The sequence below is a fragment of the Streptomyces sp. Act143 genome, from assembly GCF_003143935.1.
In the GTDB taxonomy this organism is placed as follows: Bacteria; Actinomycetota; Actinomycetes; order Streptomycetales; family Streptomycetaceae; genus Streptomyces.
In genome coordinates this window covers 8,434,616-8,455,342 of the sequence record NZ_QFRX01000001.1, presented here as the reverse complement: position 1 = coordinate 8,455,342, position 20,727 = coordinate 8,434,616, and the positions used below count along the sequence as shown (strand labels likewise).

The following is a 20,727-nucleotide window of genomic DNA, read 5'->3' as shown; positions in this document are numbered from 1 at the left end:
CGGCTCACGGTCCCTGTCCCGGTCGTCCCGCCCACGGAAGCCACCGCGCCGGTCGTCGCGCCGGTCGTAGCCGCCCCGGTTGTCGTCACGCCGGTCGTCCCGTCCACGGAACCCGCCGGGACGCCCACCGCGGTCGTCGCGACGGGGCCCGCGGGAGCCGCGGTCGTCCCGACGGAACCCGCCCCGGTCGTCACGACGGTCGTCACGCCGCTCGTAGGAACCGCCACCGCGGTTGTCCCCACGGCTGTCATCGCGCCGGAAGCCACCGCGGTCACCACGGTCATCGCCACGCCGGTCATCGCGCCGGTCGTACGAGCCACCGCGGTGGTCGTCCCGACGGAACCCGCCACGCTCCCCGCGGTCACCGCGGTCATCGCGCCGGAAACCACCACGGTCGCCGCGGTCATCGCCGCGGAATCCGCGGTCACGGTCCCGGTCGTCCCGCCGGAAACCACCGCGGTCGCCACCCCGGTCGTCACGACGGTCGTCACGGCGATCGTCACGCCGTTCGTACGAGCCGCCGCCCCGGTTGTCGTCACGCCGGAAGCCACCACGGTCGCCACCCCGGTCGTCGCGGCGGCCGTAGCCACCGCCCCGGTTGTCGTCACGCCGGAACGCCGGACGAGGCCCACGGTCGTCGTCGCGACGCTCGCCCCGGTCCCGGTCATCGCGGCGGAAGGCAGGCCGGTCCCGGTCCCGGTCGTCCCGGCGGAAGCCACGGTCCCGGTCGTCCCGACGCGGGCCGCTGGGGCGGTCGTCACGCCGGAACGCCGGACGAGGCCCGCGGTCGTCGCCGCGCCGGTCATCGCGCCGGTCATCCCGTCGGCCGTAGCCGCCACCGCGGTTGTCTCCACGGCTGTCATCGCGCCGGAAGCCACCGCGGTCACCACGATCATCGCCACGCCGGTCGTCGCGCCGGCCGTAGCCGCCGCCCCGGTTGTCGTCACGCCGGTTGTCGTCGCGCCGACCGTAACCACCGCGGTCGCCACCCCGGTCGTTGTCGCGCCGGAAGCCACCACGGTCGCCACGGACACCGCGGTCATCGCGCCGGAAACCACCACGGTCGCCGCGATCGCCACGGTCCCCACTGTCCCGTCGCCGCTGGTCGCGCTCCGGTCGGTCGTCGGGAGAGTTGGTGGACATCGGTGACTCCTGTCTCGGTACTGCAAGCATTGTAAAAACAAAAGGACCCCTGGTCCCAGCTGAACGCTGGGACCAGGGGTCCTTCCAAAGATTGTTCGGCGGCGTCCTACTCTCCCACAGGGTCCCCCCTGCAGTACCATCGGCGCTGTAAGGCTTAGCTTCCGGGTTCGAAATGTAACCGGGCGTTTCCCTCACGCTATGACCACCGAAACCCTAATGGTTTCGAGCGAACAAGCACACTCTGTAGTTATTAGTGATGCGTTCTGCTCAAAAAACCGGCAACGGTCGTTGCCTCAGAACTAACACAGTGGACGCGAGCAACTGAGGACAAGCCCTCGGCCTATTAGTACCAGTCAGCTTCACCCATCTTCCTCGCCCCTCGAAAACCCGGACTCAACTACCCCCGCTTTTCGGCATCTCCTACGAGGGCGACGGCACCTGGACCTTGCAGAACTACAAGACCAAGCAGTACCTCACGGCGCCCCAGAAGGGCGGCGGGCTGTTCGCGCAGGACGAGGTCGAAGGCTCACCCGACCAGCGCTGGTTCCTCCAGGACTCCAAGGATGCGGCCGCGGCTCCCGGGTCTACCGAGCGCCGCGGCCGGTCGGCAACCGTGTTCGACCTCGACCTGGCCTCGACAGTTCGTGACGGCCCGTCGATCCTTGCCCCTGTCGGCGAAGTCCCTTTCCGGCATTACCCGGTGAACAGCAGGGAGGCGAAGTGGGACGTGCGGGTTGGTGCTGTGGGTGTTTCATCCAGCCAGGCGTCGATCCGCACAAGGTCAATCGCCGCAGCCGTGAGTACATGCTGCAGATGAGGCTTCACGGGGCGCGCACTGCCATACGGCCCAAGTGCCGTGCGGAGCCGCGATCGGCGCCGTGAGCTGGCGCGCTGCGTCGGCTCGCCCGAGCGTCGGCAGCTGGTTGCTTTCGGACGCTCGGGCGAGTGGGTGTCTTCGCGGACGCGGACGGCAGGAGTTGCTCAGTCTCGTTCGGTACGCGTACGGGAGAAGGTCGCCTCCAGCATGCTGATCGTGCTGGGGAGACGGTGGGCCGGCGGGATGTGGGCGGTGCGGTAGTGGCAGTCGGATGCCGTGGGGTTGGCGGGTGTCTCGTGCTGGGCGGTGGAGCGAGTGGTCATCGGGCGGTCCTGCGGTAGCGGGTGAGGAGGGCGGCGCCGATCTGTTCGGCGGACAGGCATTCCAGTTCGGCGTGATGGCCGTCCGTCGGGAAGAGCTGCCGGCCGGTGCCGAGGACGGTGGGGAAGGTCAGCAGCCGGTACTCGTCGATCATGTCCGCGGCCCTCAGCCTGTCCACGATGCTCAGGCTCCCGGTGACGATCACGTCCCGGCGCTCGCGCTTGACGGCGTCGACCAGGTCGCCGTCGAGTAGCTGGGAGTTCGCCCATGCCGATGTGTCGGCGTGGGTCAGGGTGTGGGAGGCGACCAGTTTCGGGACGGTGTTCATCCGCGCGGCGAACGGGTCGTCGCGGCCCGGCCAGATCTGTGAGAACAGCTGCCAGGTGGCGCGCCCGAGCAGCAGTACCCCTTCGTCCAGTGTGCGGCCGAGCCGGAACTTGTCCCCGGCGACCGGCTTGGGGCCGTGCCGGAAGGCCCAGCCGCCCAGAGGGGTGCCGGCGGAGCCGTCGGGGTCGGTGACGATTCCGTCCAGGGTGGTGAACTCGATGACGATGACGCTCACGGTGAGTTTCCCTTCGGTTCGGTGCTCACCGGTATGTACCGGCCGCACCGCCCCGACTCATCGCTCCTGGCGGAACTCGCTTGCGGGAATCTCATCCGGCAGCTCGAAGGCGTCGAAGACGCGCGGATCGGCGAACACGATGTTGTGCGCGATGCGGCCGCCGGTGACGGTGAAGACCTGGAGGGTGTGCAGCCGGTGGCTGCCACCGGGCTGCGGCGCGTATGCGGCGAGCGCGGGCTGCCCGCCTGCGGTGAGCTCCCGCATGGCCCAGCCCCTGCCGCGTACACGGAACACCCGCTCCAGGAACCGGCCGTAGTCGCGGCTGCCTCGGTACCACAGCGGCACCGGCGGCATCTCCAGTACCGCGTCGTGGGCCAGCAGCCGCACCAGCGCGGGTACGTCCGCCGCCTCGAATGCCTGCAGGTACTGCTGGATGACCGCCCGTACCTCGGGGTCGTCCGGCTCGGTGACCGCGTCGGCATCACCCACGTCGGCGAGAGCGGCACGGGCCCGCTGCAACGCGCTGTTGACCGCCGCGACCGTGGTACCCAACTGCTCGGCGACCTCGGCCGCGCTGAACGCCAGCACCTCGCGCAGCACCAGCACTGCCCGCTGCCGTGCGGGCAGGACCTGTACCGCCGCCACCCAGGCGAGCCGCAGATCGGCCCTGACTTCCACATCGAACCGCGCGTCAGGAAACGGCTGAAGCCAGGGCACGTCGAGCGCTGGTACCAGCGGCGCCTCGGGATCGTCGCTCGGTGCCCCCAGTCCGGACGGCAGCGGACGCCGCCCGCGCCCCTCCAGCGCGGTCAGGCACACATTGGTCGCGATCCGGTACAGCCAGGTCCGCACCGACGCGCGCGCCGGATCGTAGCGGTCACGGGCCTTCCAGGCACGTAGCAACGTCTCCTGCACCAGATCCTCGGCCTCGTGCACCGACCCCAGCATCCGGTAGCAGAACGCCACCAACTCACCCCGGTACGGCTCGAAGTCCACAACCTCATGATGCCGGACACCGGTCTGGCGGCGCGGTGAAGGACGGTTCGGTGGGGTCCGTCAGGGCCTCGGAGACGGCTGCTACTCGGTGTCCTTCCGGGAGGATTGCTACGCGTCCACGCGACCTGCCGTACCGCGAACCGGCTGTCGCGGTACGGCCTGCTGATCACGGGTGTGCGGGGCGTCCCCGGACCCTGTGATCAGGACAGGTACCGCTCCACCTGAGACGCCGGCCGTACCTGCGCGGTTGACGCATCCTGGCCTGCGGCGGCCAGGGCCCGGCGCTGGCGCAGCAGGTCCCAGCACTGGTCGAGTTCGGTCTCCAGCCTTGCCAGACGGGAGTGCTCCGCAGTCTGGTCGATGGTGTGCTGGGCCAAGCTGTCACGCAGGTGCCTCTCTTCAGAGATCATTTGCGTGATGCGGCCGAGGATCTCCTTCTCGGTGCCGGCGTCGGGTCCGCTCATGGCTCGCTCCTTCAGCAAGGTGTTCACAGGCTCCAAGCATCTGCCGGGCAGGGAGGGAGTGCATCGGTCAGGCGACTGTCTTCATGACCTCGCTTCCTTGAATGCGACGGTGAGCTCGTCGGTGGTGGTGATGGCGTGGGCGTAGGTGGGGCCGTTCAGCTCGTGTGCGGCGTGCATCATCTCGGGCAGGAACGCGGCGGTGGCGTCTCGGACGAGGGTGACGTGGTAGCCGAGTTCCATGGCGAACCGGCCGGTGGACTCGATGCAGGTGTTGGCGAGCAGGCCGATGAGCACGACATGGGTGATGCCGTGCTGCTTGAGGCGGAGGTCGAGGTCGGTGTTGGCGAAGCCGCTTTGCGCCCAGTGCTCCGCGACCACGATGTCGTTCGGCTGCGGTTGGAAGTCGGGGTGGAACTCCCCGCCCCAGGTGCCGCGGGCGAAGCTCTGTCGTTCCATGATCCCGAGCTGGGTGGGGTTGGGGAACGCCCAGGTCTCGTAGTCGCCCGGCTGCCAGCGCCGGTGCGGGACGAACACCACCGGCATGCCGTTCTCGCGGGCGGAGCCGACGACGGCGCGGAGGTGGTCGAGGAGGCGGGTCTCCTCCGCCATCGTCCGCAAACGGGGCCAGACCTTGCCTCCTTCGGACAGGAAGTCGTTGTAGGGGTCGACCAGCAGGACTGCCGTGTGGCGGGGGTCGTAGGTGACAGACATGGCTCCCACTCCAATCTGGATGCTGTGCGTCATCTAGATTGAGGATTATCCTCGACATCCAGAAAGTCAAGGGAGGTTTAGCTCACGGAGGGTTTGACAGCCGGGTTGTATGATGCAAAACATCCAGTTGCGCGGTGTTTTCCGGTTCGCGCCCCGACGAAAGGCAGGTCGGCCATGGGCCACTCGCAGGCGGAGAAGGCGGCGACCCGTGAACGGGTCCTGCGCATCGCCTCCCGCAAGGTCCGCTCCGAGGGCCTCAACCGCCCGGGCATCGCGGATCTCATGAAGGAGGCCGGCCTCACCCACGGCGGCTTCTACAAGCACTTCGCCTCACGCGACGACCTCATCACGCAGGCCGCGGCCACGGCACTCGCCGACGGCACCGCGAAGATGGAGCGGTCCGCCCGCAAGAACGACCAGGACCCCCGCGCCGGCCTGATCGACGCCTACCTCGCCGCCCGGCATCGCGACGCTCCGGCCACCGGCTGTGCGCTGGTCACCCTGGGAGCCGCCACCGGACGCGGTGAGCAGGAACTCAAAGAGGCCTACGAGAAGCAGGTCCGCACCTATCTGGACCTGATCGCCGGTCTCGGCGGTGAGGTCACCGACGACGCCCGTGCCGAGGCGATGCTCACGCTCAGCGCCCTCGTCGGAGCTGTCCTCATGTCCCGCGCCGTGGCCGACGAGAACCTGTCCGACGAACTGCTGAACACCGTCGCCGAGCGGCTGAAGAAACAGGACTGAGGGGCGGCACCGCGCGTCCCCTGCGCGCGGGACGACAGCAGACACCTGCCTTGGCCCGGCCATGTGGCCCGTCGACACCTGCCAGGTCCGGGTACGGCCCTCATGCGCGGCTGTCCCGGCCGGGGGCGGCACAGCCGCCTCCCGACCGGGACAGAACGCTGGTCGTGCGGAGCACGGGGACCGATCGCGTCACCAGGCGCTCGCGCCGCCGTCGACCGGGTAGTTGGCGCCCGTGATGTAGCCGGCCCGGTCCGAGGCGAGGAACGCGGCCAGTTCGACGATCTCCTCGGGGCGGGCGAAGCGCTTCAGGAGCGTCTTGCTGGTGATCGCGTCCCGGGCGGCCTGGTTGTCGCCCAAGTCGCGGTCGCTGGCCGGGGTGAGTGTCGGGCCGGGGCTGATCGTCACCGCGCGGATTCCGTGCGGGGCCCCCTCCAGGGCGAGTTGCCGCGTCATGCCGACGACGCCGGCGTTGGCCGCCGTGTGCGCGACCATGGGGGGCGTGGCGCCCGCGATCAGGCCGGCCACCGACGCGACGTTGATGATGACGCCGCCGCCCCGGCGGACCAGATGCGGCCAGGTGAACTTCGACACGAAGAAGGGGATGTCGAGTTCACCGGTCACCGTGATGCGCCAGTCCTCCACCGAGAAGTCCGGCATGGGGCCGAAGCGCTGGAGTGCGGCGTTGTTGTAGACGACGTCGAGCCCGTCGTACGCGGCGGCGGCCTCGTCGGCCAGTCGCCGTACCGCGTCGGGGTCGGTCAGGTCGACCGGCGCGATGCCCGTCATCTCGCCGCCCGCACGCCGCACGAGTTCGACGGTCTCCTTGTTGGCCTCGACCTGGATGTCGGCGCCGACGACCCGTGCTCCCTCGCGCGCGAAGACGAGTGCCGCGACGCGGCCCATGCCTCCGGCGGTGCCGGTGATGAGCGCCACCTTGCCGTCGAGTGTTCCCATGGAATTGCTCCTGATTCTGACGAGCGGTGCGGGCAGCGCACCGCGGATGCCCCCGAGGGCGCCGCCCCGGCCCTGGGCAGAAGGGCGTCAGGGCCGGGGCGGCGCGGGTCTACTTGGCGCTGGGTGTGACCGTCTCGGGGGGCGTGTCAGCGCGGAGTTCGTCGAGGAACCGGCCGAAGTTCCCCTCCGACCAGTGCTCGACCGACTGACCGTGGATCACGCGGTCGATGGAGATGCCGCTGAGGGTGACCTCGCGACCGGAGGCGGGGATGCCGAAGACGGTGCCGGTGTGGACGCCGGTGAAGCTCCAGCGGGTGACGACCTTGTCGCCCTCCACGATCTGGTCGAGGACGGTCATCTTGAACCCGGTGAGTCCCGCCTTGATGTTCAGGTCGCCCTGGAGCCAGGCCTCCCGGTCCTCGGGCCCGTTGAAGCCGTGCAGCACGAGGTTCTTGGAGATGTAGCGGTCGAAGCCGGCCGCCAGGTCCCCGTTGTAGCTGGCGTAGAACGCCGAGGTGACCTGCAACGGCGAGAGATGGCGGCCCTGCGACGCCTCGGACGAGGCCGCCGGTCGCGGCGCCTGGTCCTGCGCGGACGCGGGGACCGCCACCGCGGCCAGCGCGGCGGCGACGGCCAGGCCGGTCACGGCACCGAGCTTCTTGCGGGACCTGCGCGGGGAAGCGTACGTGAGGTCTGAGGCGCTCTCGGGGTCCTGCTGATAAGGCATGGGTCACTCCTGCTGAACGGTCGGCTTGCCGATACACCATTTACTTGACGCGTCAAGCATCTGCCTCAACCCCGGGAATCGTCAAGCCATTCCCGGCAACGGTGATCCGTCGCGCCGTACCGTTCCGCAGCGGGTGACGGGCGCAACACGTGTGATCGCAAAGGCGTGCCAATCCGGGATGAAAGGCGTCATCCATCTGACCGGCGGAGGTCACTTCCACGCACGCGCGCTTGACTTATGTGGATGACAAGAGTAATCCTCAATCTGGATGACAGTCGTCATCCAGATTGTCTCGATCCATCCGAGGTTCCTCATGACCACCGCAGTCACCCGCCCCGGTGTCAGACGGGGCACCATCCCGGTCCTCGCCACAGCGACTGCGATCACCGTCTCCAACATCTATTTCACGCAGCCACTCCTCGACGAGATCGCCCGGAGCTTCCGCATCTCCCCCTCCGCTGCCGGACTGGTGGCCACGACCGGACAGATCGGCTACGCGCTGGGCATCCTCGCCATCGTTCCGCTCGCCGACGGCGCTCGGCTCCGCCGGCTGTCGGTACTGCTGCTGGGGGTGACCTCCGCCGCCCTCCTCACGGGCGCGTTCGCCCCCTCGCTCACCCTGCTGAGCATGGTCACCCTGGTCATGTCGGCCACGACCGTGCTGCCGCAGGTGATCATGCCGACCGTCGCCGCCATGGCGACCCCCGGCCACGCCGGGCGCGTCCTGGGCGCGGTGGGCACGGGGCTGACGCTCGGGGCCCTGCTCTCACGCACCGCCGCCGGACTCATCGCGGAGGTCACCGGCACCTGGCGAGCCGGGTTCGCCGTCGCCGCGGTGGCCACCGGCGCCCTGCTCCTGGTCCTCCCCCGCTACATGCCGGCCGATCGGCCGGCGCGTGACGGGGCGCCGGAGAGCTATCCGCGGCTGCTGGCATCGCTCCCCAGGCTGATACCCGAGCACGCTCCCCTGCGTCTGTCGGCCGCCCTCGGCGGGGCGGTCTTCGCGGCCTTCTCCGCCTTCTGGTCGTCGCTCGCCTTCCACCTCGCCGCCGCCCCGATCGCGCTGGGCCCCGCGGTCATCGGGCTCTTCGGCCTGTTCAGCGTGCCGGGAGCCCTGGCCGCCCGCTATTCCGGTCGGCTGGCCGACCGCTGGGGCACGACGCGGGTCAACGCACTGTCCCTCATCTCGGTGCTGCTGGCCTTCGCCCTCTTCGGGCTGGCCGAACAGTCCCTGATCGCGCTCGCCGTCGGATGCAACCTCCTCGGCTACGGCACCACCAGCGGGCAGATCGCCAATCAGGCACGCATCTTCGCCGCCCGGCCCGCGATCAGGGCCCGCCTCAACACCGTCTACATGTTCACGGTGTTCGCCGGAGGCGCGACCGGCGCCGGCGTCGGTGGAGTGCTGTTCTCCGCCTTCGGGTGGACCGGCGTGGTCTCCGGCGGACTGGGCTTCCTGCTCCTGGCGGCCCTCGCCCTGCTCTGGCACGCCCTGCGCGCCCACCGCCACACCGCAGGTACGGCCGTGACCGCCGGGATCACGCGGTGACGGCTACCGGATCGATCACCCGCGCACCCTGTGGTCAGCCGAGACACCCGGCACCGGGCGCACCGGCGACCGGCGGGCCATCCTGTAGAGGGAGAGAAACATGTCTCATGTCATGACCGACATCCGGACCGTCCGCTCCTGGGTCATGAGCGACCTCGCCCGCCCGGGCACCGGCCGCCATCGGGGCGAGTGCGCCGACGAGGAGTGCCGAGCCGTGCTGGGCGACGCGTGCCCGGGCCACGGCCGGCACCGCGGGCTTCCCCGTCCCGTTCCGGTCCCGGTCCCGGCGTACGCGGAGTACCGCCTCCACCGCGGCGCGTCGGCCACACACCTCCAAGGCCCGGTGCCCGGCTGGGAGCACCGAACCGGCGACGAGTTCGGGGCCCTCGACACCCACACCCTGCACGAGGCGCACTGACAAGGCGACCGCTGTCCCGGCGGAGCCGAAGCGCCCCGCGCCCCGCACACCCCGCCCACCCGCAGAAAGGCATTCCCGATGAGCAGCACCGAGCAGTTCACCGTGCAAGAGATCACCCCCTCCTACTGGAAGGTGACGTTCTCCAACGGCGACATCAATCTCATCGACCCGGACACCATCGAGCAGCTCGCTGAGCTGGTCACCCGCATCGAGCAGGCTCCCGACCTGACGGTCGTGCTCTTCCGCAGCGCCAATCCGGACTTCTTCATGGCGCACTGGGACATGCTGGCGGACCGCTCCCGGGTGGCCGCGATGAAGCCGGCCGCGTCCGGCCTGCATCCCTTCGCCGACAACCTGTACCGGCTCGGCAAGGTCCCCGCCGTCACCATCAGCGAGATCAACGGCCGGGCCCGGGGCGCCGGCAGCGAGTTCGTCCTCGCGACCGACATCCGCTTCGCGGGACCGGGCGCCGTCCTCGGGCAGTTCGAGGTCGGGATCGGGTCGGTCCCCGGCGGCAACCCCACCGGGCGGCTGCCGCGCCTGGTCGGCCGGGGCCGCGCGCTGGAGATCCTGCTGGGCGCCGACGACTTCCCCGCCGAGCTCGCGGCGGCCTACGGCTACGTCAACCGCGTCGTGCCGGAGGACGAACTGGAGCAGTTCGCCGACACGTTCGCCCGCCGCATCGCCGGCTTCGACAAGGTGGCCGTACGCGAGGCGAAGGCGCTCGTCGACGCGGTCACCCAGCCTCCCGTCGAGGAGTTCGGGACGGCGCTGACGACCTTCTTCCGTACCTCCGGCCGGCCGGAGAACACCGACCGGATCAAGCGGCTCTTCGCCGCCGGTCTGCAGCAGCCGGACGGCGTCGAACTCGACCTGGGCCGTCGCGTGGCCGAGTGAGGGACGCGCCGGATCGCGCACCAACGCCGCCGGGCGTCGGGACAGACACGGTGCTCGTGTCCCGACGCCCGGCGGCGTTGGTGCGCCGCGTCCCTTTTCGGTCGCCTCCCGGGCGGGCTGCGGGGCCCCGTGGCGGCAGGTGCCGCGACGGTCGAGGGCCGGGCAAGCGGCAGGTACCTGCTGCCCTGCGGGCTGTCAGGCTGCGGGCGGGCGGGGCGGCGGAGGCCGATACAGCCACGTGCTTGAGTGCGCGGCCCCGGTGCTCACTCGTCGGCGATCCCCTCGCCCAGTCGGTACTCGAGGTCGCCGCGCTGCTGCATGCCGCGCTGGAGGAGCCGGCGAACCCTTTCCTGCGCCTCCGGCCAGGTCAGTGCCGTGCGGAAGGTGTCCTGACCGGCCTCCAGGTCCGTCTCGGACGGCAGCGTGGACCGGTTGATCAGGGACTTCACCTCGGCCAGCGGCCGACGGTCGAAGGAGGCGATGCGCGTGGCGACCCGGTCGACGTAGGCGTCCAGTTCGGCGTCGGGAAGCGCCCGGTTGATCCAGCCGTACCGCTCGGCCGTTTCCGCGTCGAAGTCGTCGGCCGCCGCGATGATCTCCAGCGCCCGGCCTCTGCCCACCAGCAGCGGGAGCCGCTCCGTCGCCCCGCCGCCCGGTGTGATCCCTGCCCCCACCTCCGGCTGGCCCAGGACGGCCTTTTCCTTGCTGGCGAACCGCATGTCGCAGGCGAGCGTGAACTCGCTGCCCACACCGCGCGCCCGGCCGCGGACGGAGGCGATGGTGATGACCCGGGAGCGGGCCATGCGCGCGGCGGTCTCCAGCCAGCTCGGCCCCGTGTACGGCTCCTTCGGCGGCACCAGGTCGAAGTGCGCCAGGAAGAAGTCCGGGTCCGCGCTGTCGAAGACCACCACTTTCAGGTCCTCGTCCGCCTCCATCCGGTCGACGAGGTCCGCGAGCGCCGCGAAGACGTCGTAGCTGACCAGGTTGATCGGTGGATTGTCGAACGTCACGCGCCAGTACGACGGGGATCGTCGCACCACCTTGAGGGGTGACTGGGGGGTTGGGTTCGGCATCTGTGGTGCACACCTCCATTGCTCGTTGCTTGTTGCTCGTTGCTTGCTGCTCGCTGCTCGCTACTCGTTGCTTGTTGCTTTTTGCTTGTTGCTCGTTGCTCGTTGCTCGCGGTGCGGGAACCGGTCCAGCAGGATGTTGCCCGCTTTCTCGGCGCCCGGGTCAGTCGGCCAGCATGTCGCGGACCAGTGGGACGACCTTCGTGCCGTACAGCTCGACCGCGCGGAGCCGGGCGCTGACCGGCAGGGCTCCCGCGGTGTAGAGGAGGTCGAACCGGCCGACGCCGAGCCCTCGGACGGCAGCCGCGATCTTGCGGGCGACCGTCTCGGGCGAGCCGACGTAGAGGGAGCCGTGAGCGATCTCGGTCTCGTACTCGACGCGGCGCAGCGGCGGCCAGCCGCGCAGTGCTCCGATGCGGTCGCGGATCTGCCGGTACGGCTGCCAGTAAATCTCACGGGCCTCCTCGTCGGTGTCGGCGACGAAACCGGGCGAGTGCATGCCCACCGGGCGGGCGGGGGTGCCGAACTCGGCCGTCGCGCGGTGGTATAGGTCGACGTAGGGAACGAAGCGTTCGGAGGAACCGCCGATGATCGCGAGCATCAGCGACAGGCCGTGACGCGCGGTGCGGATGACCGACTGGGGTGAGCCGCCGACCCCGACCCAGGTGGTCAGACGCCCGGACTCGGTCCGGGGGAAGACCTCGGCGTGGTCCAGCGGGGCCCGCACGGTGCCCTTCCAGGTGACGGGTTCCTCTTTGAGCAGCCGTACGAACAGGTCGAGCTTCTCCTCGAACAGCACGTCGTAGTCACCGAGGTCGTAGCCGAAGAGGGGGAACGACTCGGTGGAGGAGCCGCGGCCGAGGATGACTTCGGCGCGGCCGCCGGAGAGCGCGTCGACCGTCGCGAACCGCTGGAACACCCGGACCGGGTCGTCGGAACTGAGCACGGTCACACCGGAGGACAGACGGATGCGCCGGGTACGGGTGGCGATGCCGGCGAGCACGGTCTCCGGGGTCGACACCGCCCACTCGGGGCGGTGGTGTTCGCCGATGGCGAGGACGTCGACGCCGACGTCGTCGGCGAGCACGGCCTCGTCGACGATCTGCCGGATCGCCCCGGCGTGGGTGAGCGGGGCGCCGGTGTCGTCCACGGGCACGTCTCCGAACGTGTCCAGGCCGAGAACGAGGTCAGACATGGGCGGGCTCCTTCGTGAGCAGTTCCCGCGCGGGCGAGGCCACTTCGCGGCCGCGTGGTTCGATCGTGCGGGCGCGGGCCTGGCGCGGTGGGCGGAGGGTGTCGTATGTGCGGTCGAAGCGGCTCAGGAGCAGGTCACGGGTGGTCTTGGCGGTCGAGTGCCATCTCAAAGGTGGTCGCCGTCATGGTGATCGTCCTCTGCCGGTTCTCGGGCGGCTGACTGTGCGGATTTTGATTGACTCATCAAATATTGCGCGATATGATTGACATGTCAATCGAAGGGTGTGAGTGATGGGCGGGCGGCGCAGGGCATACCCCACCACCGAGGAGCTGCTGATCTGGCGGGACTTCATCGAATCCGCGCAGCTGCTCCGCACCGAGCTCACCGCGCGACTACAGAGGGACTCCTCGCTGTCCGCCGCGGACTATTCGGTGCTGCTCACCCTCAGCGAGGCGGACGGCACACGGCTGCGCCCCTCGGTCCTGGCCCAGAGACTGGAGTGGGAGCGCAGCCGCCTCTCCCATCAGCTCGCACGCATGGAGCGCCGCGGGCTGGTGCGACGCGAGGTATGCGCAGCCGACAGCCGCGGCGCCGAGGTGGTGCTCACGGACGAGGGCGCCGACGCCTTCCAGGGGGCGACGCTTCCGCATCTGCGGGCGATCCGGGAGCTGTTTCTCGACCCGCTCACAAAGGAGCAGATCGCCGCCGTCGGCGATGCCTCGGCGGCGCTGCGCGCATCGACGGAGTCGCGGCGGGAACGCTGACCCCGTATACCCCGGCAGGGTCGGAGCGCCGGAAACGGACGGAGCGCACGAGGAGTTCACGCCCCTCGGGGTCGGCCTTGGGCCAGGGGCTCCCGTGTGCGGCCCGAGCCTCACCCGGGGGTGTGGAGGGCTGCTGTACTCGGTCCCGGGGTGACACGGAGACCGACCGCGACCTGGACAAGGTGAGCCCGGAGTGGCGCAGAGCCGTGTCGGTCCGTCCCTTGGCGGACCGGCTTCCGCCGCTTTCCCCGACGTCGGGGAAAGCGGCGGCAGTCGGCTCAGGCGGCGCGCAGCGGGGCGAGGGCCTTCGCCCAGGCCACGACCTGGTCCAGCGTGGTGACCAGCGTGTCGCGCTGGATGTCGGCCGGCTTGAAGACGCTGAAATTCTCGAAGTCGGTGAACAGCGAGAGGGCGACCTGCGAGCGGACGTCGGCCAACTGAAGCTCGCCCGCGATACCGCGCAGGTGCTCCACCGCGCGGGCGCCACCGAGCGAGCCGTAGCTGACGAAGCCGACGGCCTTGTTGTTCCACTCGGCGTACAGGAAGTCGATCGCGTTCTTCAGCGCGCCCGGCACGGAGCGGTTGTACTCCGGCGTGACGATGACGAAGCCGTCGAACGACGCGATCTTCTCCGCCCAGGCCTGGGTGTGGGGCTGGGTGTAGTTGCCCAGGGAGGCGGGGTACGCCTCGTCCAGGACGGGCAGCTTGTAGTCCAGCAGATCGACGAGCTCGAACTCGGCGTCGGTGCGCTCGGAAGCGACCTCGTGCACCCAGCGAGCGACGGCTTCGCCGTTACGACCCGGCCTGGTGCTGCCGATGATGATTCCGATCTTGGTCATGGTGACGCTCTCTCCTCGGTCGGCCGGGCCTGAACCTGCGCTCGCCCAGCCATGCAGTACTTGCAGGGTCAAGTAAACGCCTAATTGCTTGACGCGTCAAGTAACTGTCGGTTTGAGCCGTCCGCGAGCAGGGCCGGTCCGGCAGTAGCGGGCGCTGTGGGCGCGCAGCAGTGGCGATACCACCGACGGGGTGCCGTCCACGGTGGCTCCCGCGAACTGCAGCATCCGGTTGTTGTCGGCCGGGAAGTGCAGCGCGGGGGCGGACACCTCGTCCAAGCCGGCCCGCTGGGCCTGGGTGAGAGTGAGGTCCAGGGCCCGGAGGTGCGCCTCCAACTGCGCCAGGCGACGCGCGCCGATCAGCGTGGAAGTGATGCCGGCACGGCCCCGCACCCAGGCCAGGGCCACTTCGGCGGGGCCGGCGCCGGCCTCGCCCGCGATGTCGTTGAGGGCGTCGATGACGGCATAGTCGGACGCGCTGGGGGCGCCCACCAGGCTCGCGCGAGCGGTGTCCACCGGGCCGGTCGCGGCGCTGGAGTACTTGCCGGACAGGAAGCCGCTCCTCAGCGGCCCCCACGCCGGCACCCCCATGCCCATGGCCTCTGCCATGGGGATCAGCTCACCTTCCGAGGTGCGCTCCAGCAGGGAGTACTCCAGCTGCACCGCGGTGATCGGTGCCCAGCCGCGGAAGCGGGCGATGGTGGCTGCCTCGGCGGTCGCCCAGGCGGGGATGTCGGAGAACCCGATGTAGCGGACCTTGCCGGCTGCGACCAGGTCGTCGAGGGCGCGGAGGGTCTCCTCAAGGGGCGTGACGGGGTCGAAGTTGTGCAGCCAGTAGATGTCTACGTAGTCGGTCCGCAGGCGGCGCAATGAGTTCTGCCGCCCCGGTCGAGATAGGCGGCGATCATGTCTTTGGCCTGGATGGGGCGGCCGATGGTGTGTCCGCCGGTGCTCACCAGGTGACGGGCAGGGCCGCCACGCTGTACACGTTCGGCCCGTCGCGGTGGAAGACCAGGTCCTCCGCCGGGACCGCGAGCCGCAGGGCGGGGAAGCGGCGGAACAGGGCCGGCAGGGCCAACTGGAGTTCCATACGCGCCAGTTGCTGGCCCGGGCACTGGTGCGGGCCGTGCCCGAACGCCACATGGGCGACCGGCGCACGCGACAGGTCAAGCCGGTCGGGGTCCGCCAGCAGCTCCGGGTCGCGGTTGGCGTTCAGCAGCGACACCAGGACCCGCTCCCCCTCCTTGACCTGCCATCCGTCGAAGGTGACGTCCTCGGTGGCCGCGCGGGGGAACACACCCGAGACGCTCATGTACCTGAGCAGTTCCTCCACGGCGTCCGCCGTGGCGACGTTCTCGTCGAGCAGCAGCGCGAGCTGCTCGGGCTGCTGGATCAGTGCCAGTGCGCTCACGCCGATCATCGACGCGGTCGTCTCGTGCCCCGCCACGACGAGCGCACTGGACAGGCCGATGACCTCCGCGTTGCTGACCTCTCCGTGGTGTCCTTGCAGCAGCGAGGAGATGAGCCCCTCTGCGGGGCGCCGGCGGATGTCGTCGACGAGTTCGGTCATGTAGGCGCCGAACTTGGCGAGGTGCGCGAAGTACTCGGCAGGGGCGTTGGCGAAGTTCACGATCCGTGTGCTGAGGGTGTGGAACTCGTCGCGGAACGCCGGGGGAACGCCCAGCACCTCGCTGATCACGGTCGACGGCACCGCGAGCGCGTACGCAGCGATCAGGTCGGCACCCGGCCCCGCCTTGTCCATCTCGTCCAGACACTGCTCGACGGTCTGCTCGATGACCGGGCGGAGGTGGTGCACGTGCTTGGGCGCGACGATCCCGGAGATCATGCGCCGCAGTCGGACGTGTTCCGCGCCGTCGAAGTCCGGCAGGAAGCCCGGCATGAACGTACGGGGGTTTCCGTCGGCCTGGGGCAGGTGGCTGTACCGCAGGCGCCGGTCTGCCAGGACCGCACGGACGTCGGCGTACCGGGACACCAGGTGGACGTCGGCGTCGCCGAACCGCGGCTCATACATCGGCACGACGGGCGGGATCTCCTGCCGGCCCATCTCGGCGAGACGGCGCGACGGATCGAACGGGCACTTGGGCTCTCGGTTCGTCACGGCGAAACCGCGCGTCAGACGTTCAGTCATCTTCATTCCTCGTACGGGCCCGGACGGGCGGTGCCGGACAGATACCGAAGGCCGATGCCGGGTAATGTCCGTTTCGGCGGCCACGGGCGCAGCGCGCCGGACCGGGATTGCCGACGAGCGGTCACGGCCCCACCGGGCTCAGCCAACCACCAGATACTTGACAAATCAAGTCAATGTCATGTGTCGCATCCGTAGCGGCCGGACGGCAACATATGTACCCGGGAAGCGGGCGCACGTGTGTGGTGCCCGAGACCGGGAGGCCCGGCATCCGGGCGCAGTACAGGAAGGCGGGTTCGCACCATGTATGAGCAGGCCGTAGCTGCTGGTCGCACATGTGGTGTTCCAGCCGCCCGCCTCCGAGCAGGCCGATCCGGTCGTCGGGCGAGACGTCGTCGCGGGCTGGCTGACCAACGGTCACGCGGGCCGCTTCGTCCGGGTCGAGTCGGTACGGCGCACCGTCCACCGGGTCATCGCCGACGGCGACACGGCGGCCGTGCTGCAGGGCATGCGGGCGCAGACCCACGACGGGCGCGACTACGTCAACGAATACGTGTTCGTGTACCGCGTACGCGACGGGTACATCGACCGGATCCACTCCCACGCCGACACCCTGACCGCCGCGCGCGTCGGCATCCTGCCCTTCGAAGCGCCCCGGCCTCGGCAGGCGGAGCGCTTCGACCGGGACCTCCCGCAGGTACCGGGCGGAAGGTAGGCCCGCTCTATCGGGACGAGGTCTGCGACCGAGATGACGCGACCGGGCTCAGCGTCTTCTTCTCGCTCGTCACCGGGCGGGTGCAGCCGACCTCCGGCTGCTTGGCCATGAGGGTTCGCGCGTGCAGGACGTCACCGATCAGGAGGTCGTAGACGAGGACGCCGATCACGCCGCCGACGAGGGGCGCGACGAGGGGGATCCAGAAGTAGTTGCTGAAGGAGCCCGGTGACGAGCCGGGCAGCGCCAGCTCGTTCCAGCCCATGGCCCAGGCGAACACACGCGGGCCGAAGTCGCGGGCCGGGTTGATGGCGTAGCCCGCGTTCGCACCGTAGGACAGACCGATGGCGGCGACACCGAGACCGATCACCAGGGGGCCCAGGAAGACTCGGACCGCCGGATTGCGCAGGTCGATGACCGCCATGATGAAGATGAGCATGAACGCGGTGCCGACGACCTGGTCCAGGAACGGCCCCCAGATGCCGCCGTGGAAGTAGGCGGCGGGGAACGTGCTGAAGATGGAGAAGGTGCCGAGTGTGTGGCCGTTCGTCTTGGGCCCCGTCGCCTGGTGGTCGAGGGCGCTGATCGCGTCGTGGTACACCGCGTACACCAGCGCCGCACCGGCGAACGCGCCGACGACCTGGGCGACCACGTACGGGCCGACCTTGCTCCAGGGGAACCGGCGGCGTATCGCGAAGGCCAGGGTGACCGCCGGGTTGAGATGGGCGCCGCTGACGCCGCCGGCCACGTAGATGGCGAAGGCGACGGCCAGGCCCCAGCCCATCACGGGCATGACCCAGTCGCCCGCCGCCACGAAACTCGTCGTGGCTCCCGCGGTGCGGCCCGAACCGGGCAGGGCCGCAACGGCCATGGCCGCCACTCCGCACCCGAAGGAGATGAGGACGAACATGCCCAGACACTCCGCGAGGCATTCGCCCAGCAGTCCGCCTCTGCGCCTGATCCCGGAGGGTTTGATCAAAGGGGGTACTTCAACAGCCATCATGACTCCTGAGCACTGAGTGAAGTTCGGACGGCATCACCGGAAGCGAGCGGTCAGCTTCCGTCGATGGCGGACCTGTACTGGAAGCGCGTCACCCACTGCGGGAGTTCGCGCTCGAGATCGCTGCGCTGCTGAAGTCCCGAATCGAACAGGTGCTTTGCGACGTGCTGCTGCGCCGGGCGGTTCACGGCGGCCCAGAAGGCGTCCATCTGGTCCTTGAACTCGGCGTCCGGCCGCAGGGTGGCGACGTTGACGAAATGCTTGATGTCCTTGATCGTCTGGAGATCGAAGGAGGAGATACGGGTGGCGAGTTCGTCGACGAAGGCGTCGAGTTCGCCGTCGGGGAAGGCCCGGTTGACGTATCCGTAGCTCTCCGCGCGTGCGCCGTCCATGTCGAGGCCGCCGTAGAGGATCTCGAACGTCCGGCCCCGGCCGACGAGTCCGGGCAGACGGGTGGCCGGGCCGCCGCCGGCGATGGCGCTCATGCCGATCTCGAACTGGCCGATGACGGCCCGCTCCCGGCTCGCGAAGCGGATGTCGGTGGCCAGCAGGAATTCGCTGCCCGCACCCCGCGCGATGCCCCTGATCGAGGAGATCGTCGCGAAGGGGAGTTTGGTGAGCCGCGTCAGCAGCGCCGTGTAGGGGTGGACCTCGTCCGGGTGGGCGAGGACGTGATCCAGTTCGTCCTTCGCGGACAGGTCGTAGTGCGCCAGGTAGAACTCGGGGTCGGCGCTGTCGAAGACGATGACGGCGACGCGGTTGCTGTTCTCCGCGCGGGTGAAGACCTCGTCCAGTTCACGGGTCATCGTCCCGTCGACCAGGTTGACGGGCGGGTTGTCGAACGTGACGCGCCAGAAGGTCGGCGAGTGCTCGGTGAGGGTGAAACGGGTCGGCGAGGCCATGACTTCTCCCATGTGTTACTCGATGGTTGACTGACGGGCCGGCTCGGAACGGGGCACCGCTTGAGGCGCCGTCGGACGCGGTGTGGGCGCGCGGGCGGGTCTTACGCAGGGGCGGGGCCGGTCACTGGGCCGGGGGGCCGGGGGTGTCGAGCAACTCCTCGATGAAGGAGTCCCAGTCCAGGCTCTGGCCCTCCTCCTCGGCCGGAACAGCCTGGTAGGTGGCCTCCAGCCATGCGGCCAAGGGGGCGATGGGGAGCCGGAACAGGGCGTTGCGCCCTTTGGAGTCGAGCATCAGCCACGCCAGGCCCTGCTCGTCGTCCACCGCGGGCCACACCTGTACGTCCCATTCGCCGCTGTCCTCGAAGAGGCCTCGGTAGAGCAGTTCCCGGCCGATCCTCCAGGTCACACTCATCCCCGGCCCGGGTTTGAACGTGACGGAGCAGATCATGGGTGCGCCGGGGTCGAAACGGAACTCCGCCCGCATGGGGTGCGTCGTTTCGTCGCTCAGCACGCGGCCGAGCCGCAGATGCAGAGGAGCCGGTCCTTCAGGCGCCGTCTCGCGAATCCGAAGACCTGACTGGTCACCGTTCATGACGGAAACTCCTTCCGCAGCGCGAGGTCCTGGATCCACTTTTGTGGATGGCGGCGTTCAGGACATCCGTCAGCTGACGGGATCGTGGGGCGTGTCGTCGCCCCCGGCCGACCGCAGCCCAGGCTCCGCACCGGGCCTCCACGGCGGCGGCTCTGAGCTGCTGTTTCGGCGGAAAAAGCTGCCGCCTGGCTCAGCGGGGCCGGGGGTCGGCCACCCTAAGCCATGTGACTGGCTCGGCCGGACGAGCGGGGGCGGCCGGGCTGCCGAAGCGACGCGGCGGTACCCGCGTCGTCGGAGATGGCTGGCGTCGCCCCCGCGGGAGCAGAGGGGCCTGCTCGGCGCCTCCGCCGGGTGGCTTCATGGATTCCTTTCCGGTGAAGCCGGTACTCCGCCACACATCAACCGGATGCACCGCGGTTCCGGTTCACACCCGCGAGGTGTGACGTGTGGCTTGGTTCGCGCGACGGTACGGAGCATAGTGGATATATTGAGATACGTTTCTTACCGCGCTGGGCGCGGAGATCCCGCCCGGCTCAGGTTCCGTCGATCATGTCCTTGATCATCCGCAGGGCTTCCTCGGTCCTGCGGCCTTTCGTCCCGACCAGACGGACCGAAATGCCTTTCTCATGGAGGGCCGCCTGGAGGCTCTCCACGAAAACCCCTTGGCCCGCCACCTCTCGGCCGCCCTTCGACGTGGTGTTGACGCCGCAGCTGGGTGACCGGTCGACGCCGATGATGCCCAGCAGGTCGAAACCGGCCGTGACGTACTGTTCCGCCTGGAACGTGACCTGGTCGACGTAGGACATGAGCATCCGGTGGGTCGACGGCTTCTCGAGTTCCGCCCGGATCCGGGTGTTCTCCACCACGACATGCCGCTCGGCTCCGCGCACATCGCCTCGGTCGAGGCCCAGACACATGAGCTCGGGACACGGCATCTGAATGATTCCGATGTCCGAGCGGGCCAGCAGCTGAACGATGTCGCTGTTCACCGCCGGGTAGTCGGCGGTTCCGTCCGAGAGGGAATTGGCGTTCAGGATGCAGTGCGAGACGAGTACGACCCGCTTGCTTCTCGCGTCGGAGTACATCGGCCACTCCTCAACTGTGATGGCGGAAAGATGTGTGCACACCTTGCGTCCCGACGTCCGCCGCCGAACGCGGCCACAGCCACCTTGAAAAACGTTGACGCTACAACTAGGTGATCTGTCCG

General features: G+C 69.4%; 24 protein-coding genes, 1 rRNA gene and 1 pseudogene. 8 read left to right on the top strand and 18 right to left on the bottom strand.

What is annotated here, in order from left to right:
* Positions 1-324: 324 nt before the first annotated feature.
* Positions 325-1,149: a hypothetical protein gene (locus DI272_RS44970; protein WP_219933915.1), complete on the top strand. Its 825-nt coding sequence runs from the start codon at positions 325-327 to the stop codon at positions 1,147-1,149.
* 87 nt (positions 1,150-1,236) lie between these two features.
* On the opposite strand, the gene rrf is transcribed toward DI272_RS44970, so the two are convergent.
* Positions 1,237-1,353 (bottom strand): 5S ribosomal RNA (gene rrf / locus DI272_RS38620).
* A 235-nt stretch (positions 1,354-1,588) separates the two neighbouring features.
* On the opposite strand from rrf, the gene DI272_RS44775 reads away from it, so the two are divergent.
* Positions 1,589-1,960, top strand: coding sequence for a hypothetical protein (locus tag DI272_RS44775; RefSeq protein WP_181387588.1), 372 nt, complete (start codon positions 1,589-1,591; stop codon positions 1,958-1,960).
* 164 nt (positions 1,961-2,124) lie between these two features.
* Here DI272_RS44775 and DI272_RS44770 read toward each other — a convergent pair whose 3' ends face one another.
* From DI272_RS44770 to DI272_RS38600, 5 genes and pseudogenes are all read right to left on the bottom strand, one after another.
* Entirely contained in the window at positions 2,125-2,283 is a 159-nt protein-coding gene (locus DI272_RS44770) for a hypothetical protein (protein ID WP_181387455.1), read from the bottom strand.
* Complete coding sequence (locus DI272_RS38615) at positions 2,280-2,843, bottom strand: dihydrofolate reductase family protein (protein WP_109499822.1); 564 nt, start codon at positions 2,841-2,843, stop codon at positions 2,280-2,282. The genes DI272_RS44770 and DI272_RS38615 overlap by 4 nt, the downstream gene beginning before the upstream one ends.
* A gap of 57 nt (positions 2,844-2,900) precedes the next feature.
* Positions 2,901-3,863: pseudogene (locus DI272_RS38610) on the bottom strand (sigma-70 family RNA polymerase sigma factor); the annotation flags it as partial.
* A 176-nt stretch (positions 3,864-4,039) separates the two neighbouring features.
* The gene (locus tag DI272_RS38605; RefSeq protein ID WP_109499820.1) at positions 4,040-4,303 is read right to left on the bottom strand and encodes a DUF2630 family protein; all 264 of its coding nucleotides are present in this window, start codon (positions 4,301-4,303) and stop codon (positions 4,040-4,042) included.
* A gap of 81 nt (positions 4,304-4,384) precedes the next feature.
* Positions 4,385-5,014: an isochorismatase family cysteine hydrolase gene (locus DI272_RS38600; RefSeq protein WP_109499819.1), complete on the bottom strand. Its 630-nt coding sequence runs from the start codon at positions 5,012-5,014 to the stop codon at positions 4,385-4,387.
* 174 nt (positions 5,015-5,188) lie between these two features.
* On the opposite strand from DI272_RS38600, the gene DI272_RS38595 reads away from it, so the two are divergent.
* Complete coding sequence (locus DI272_RS38595) at positions 5,189-5,758, top strand: TetR/AcrR family transcriptional regulator (RefSeq protein ID WP_109499818.1); 570 nt, start codon at positions 5,189-5,191, stop codon at positions 5,756-5,758.
* A gap of 189 nt (positions 5,759-5,947) precedes the next feature.
* On the opposite strand, the gene DI272_RS38590 is transcribed toward DI272_RS38595, so the two are convergent.
* The gene (locus DI272_RS38590) at positions 5,948-6,712 is read right to left on the bottom strand and encodes an SDR family NAD(P)-dependent oxidoreductase (RefSeq protein WP_109499817.1); all 765 of its coding nucleotides are present in this window, start codon (positions 6,710-6,712) and stop codon (positions 5,948-5,950) included.
* A gap of 109 nt (positions 6,713-6,821) precedes the next feature.
* Positions 6,822-7,439: an ester cyclase gene (locus tag DI272_RS38585; RefSeq protein WP_109499816.1), complete on the bottom strand. Its 618-nt coding sequence runs from the start codon at positions 7,437-7,439 to the stop codon at positions 6,822-6,824.
* Positions 7,440-7,752: 313 nt separating this feature from the next.
* Between DI272_RS38585 and DI272_RS38580 the strand changes: the two genes are divergently transcribed.
* The 3 genes from DI272_RS38580 (at position 7,753) to DI272_RS38570 (ending at position 10,303) form a co-directional block, all read left to right on the top strand.
* Complete coding sequence (locus tag DI272_RS38580; RefSeq protein WP_109501268.1) at positions 7,753-8,988, top strand: MFS transporter; 1,236 nt, start codon at positions 7,753-7,755, stop codon at positions 8,986-8,988.
* Positions 8,989-9,088: 100 nt separating this feature from the next.
* On the top strand, positions 9,089-9,406 hold the full coding sequence (locus tag DI272_RS38575; protein WP_146238423.1) for a hypothetical protein: 318 nt from the start codon (positions 9,089-9,091) through the stop codon (positions 9,404-9,406).
* Between the two features lie 78 nt (positions 9,407-9,484).
* Positions 9,485-10,303, top strand: a complete 819-nt coding sequence (locus DI272_RS38570; protein WP_109499814.1) for an enoyl-CoA hydratase/isomerase family protein — start codon at positions 9,485-9,487, stop codon at positions 10,301-10,303.
* Positions 10,304-10,566: 263 nt separating this feature from the next.
* Here the strand turns inward: DI272_RS38570 and DI272_RS38565 are convergent, their stop codons facing one another.
* The 3 genes from DI272_RS38565 to DI272_RS44765 all read right to left on the bottom strand — a co-directional run bounded on the left by DI272_RS38565 (position 10,567) and on the right by DI272_RS44765 (position 12,737).
* The gene (locus DI272_RS38565; RefSeq protein ID WP_109499813.1) at positions 10,567-11,376 is read right to left on the bottom strand and encodes an enoyl-CoA hydratase/isomerase family protein; all 810 of its coding nucleotides are present in this window, start codon (positions 11,374-11,376) and stop codon (positions 10,567-10,569) included.
* Between the two features lie 160 nt (positions 11,377-11,536).
* Entirely contained in the window at positions 11,537-12,568 is a 1,032-nt protein-coding gene (locus DI272_RS38560; RefSeq protein WP_109499812.1) for an LLM class flavin-dependent oxidoreductase, read from the bottom strand.
* The gene (locus DI272_RS44765) at positions 12,561-12,737 is read right to left on the bottom strand and encodes a hypothetical protein (RefSeq protein WP_181387454.1); all 177 of its coding nucleotides are present in this window, start codon (positions 12,735-12,737) and stop codon (positions 12,561-12,563) included. The genes DI272_RS38560 and DI272_RS44765 overlap by 8 nt, the downstream gene beginning before the upstream one ends.
* 121 nt (positions 12,738-12,858) lie before the next feature.
* Between DI272_RS44765 and DI272_RS38555 the strand changes: the two genes are divergently transcribed.
* Positions 12,859-13,332 carry a MarR family winged helix-turn-helix transcriptional regulator gene (locus DI272_RS38555; protein WP_109499811.1) on the top strand — a complete coding sequence of 158 codons (474 nt, stop codon included), beginning with the start codon at positions 12,859-12,861 and terminating at the stop codon, positions 13,330-13,332.
* Between the two features lie 278 nt (positions 13,333-13,610).
* On the opposite strand, the gene DI272_RS38550 is transcribed toward DI272_RS38555, so the two are convergent.
* The 3 genes from DI272_RS38550 to DI272_RS38540 form a co-directional block, all read right to left on the bottom strand.
* Positions 13,611-14,171: an NADPH-dependent FMN reductase gene (locus DI272_RS38550; protein WP_109499810.1), complete on the bottom strand. Its 561-nt coding sequence runs from the start codon at positions 14,169-14,171 to the stop codon at positions 13,611-13,613.
* A 96-nt stretch (positions 14,172-14,267) separates the two neighbouring features.
* Positions 14,268-15,038 carry an aldo/keto reductase gene (locus DI272_RS38545; RefSeq protein WP_258314803.1) on the bottom strand — a complete coding sequence of 257 codons (771 nt, stop codon included), beginning with the start codon at positions 15,036-15,038 and terminating at the stop codon, positions 14,268-14,270.
* An 82-nt stretch (positions 15,039-15,120) separates the two neighbouring features.
* Positions 15,121-16,317 carry a cytochrome P450 gene (locus DI272_RS38540; RefSeq protein ID WP_181387453.1) on the bottom strand — a complete coding sequence of 399 codons (1,197 nt, stop codon included), beginning with the start codon at positions 16,315-16,317 and terminating at the stop codon, positions 15,121-15,123.
* A 337-nt stretch (positions 16,318-16,654) separates the two neighbouring features.
* Here DI272_RS38540 and DI272_RS38535 point away from each other — a divergent pair, with 337 nt between their 5' ends.
* Positions 16,655-17,029, top strand: a complete 375-nt coding sequence (locus DI272_RS38535; RefSeq protein ID WP_181387452.1) for a nuclear transport factor 2 family protein — start codon at positions 16,655-16,657, stop codon at positions 17,027-17,029.
* A gap of 7 nt (positions 17,030-17,036) precedes the next feature.
* Here DI272_RS38535 and DI272_RS38530 read toward each other — a convergent pair whose 3' ends face one another.
* The 4 genes from DI272_RS38530 to DI272_RS38515 all read right to left on the bottom strand — a co-directional run bounded on the left by DI272_RS38530 (position 17,037) and on the right by DI272_RS38515 (position 20,605).
* Positions 17,037-18,026, bottom strand: coding sequence for an MIP/aquaporin family protein (locus tag DI272_RS38530; RefSeq protein ID WP_109501267.1), 990 nt, complete (start codon positions 18,024-18,026; stop codon positions 17,037-17,039).
* A gap of 53 nt (positions 18,027-18,079) precedes the next feature.
* The gene (locus DI272_RS38525; protein ID WP_181387451.1) at positions 18,080-18,928 is read right to left on the bottom strand and encodes an enoyl-CoA hydratase/isomerase family protein; all 849 of its coding nucleotides are present in this window, start codon (positions 18,926-18,928) and stop codon (positions 18,080-18,082) included.
* A 121-nt stretch (positions 18,929-19,049) separates the two neighbouring features.
* On the bottom strand, positions 19,050-19,520 hold the full coding sequence (locus DI272_RS38520) for an SsgA family sporulation/cell division regulator (RefSeq protein WP_109499806.1): 471 nt from the start codon (positions 19,518-19,520) through the stop codon (positions 19,050-19,052).
* Positions 19,521-20,053: 533 nt separating this feature from the next.
* Complete coding sequence (locus DI272_RS38515) at positions 20,054-20,605, bottom strand: CD3072 family TudS-related putative desulfidase (RefSeq protein WP_109499805.1); 552 nt, start codon at positions 20,603-20,605, stop codon at positions 20,054-20,056.
* Positions 20,606-20,727 lie beyond the last annotated feature (122 nt).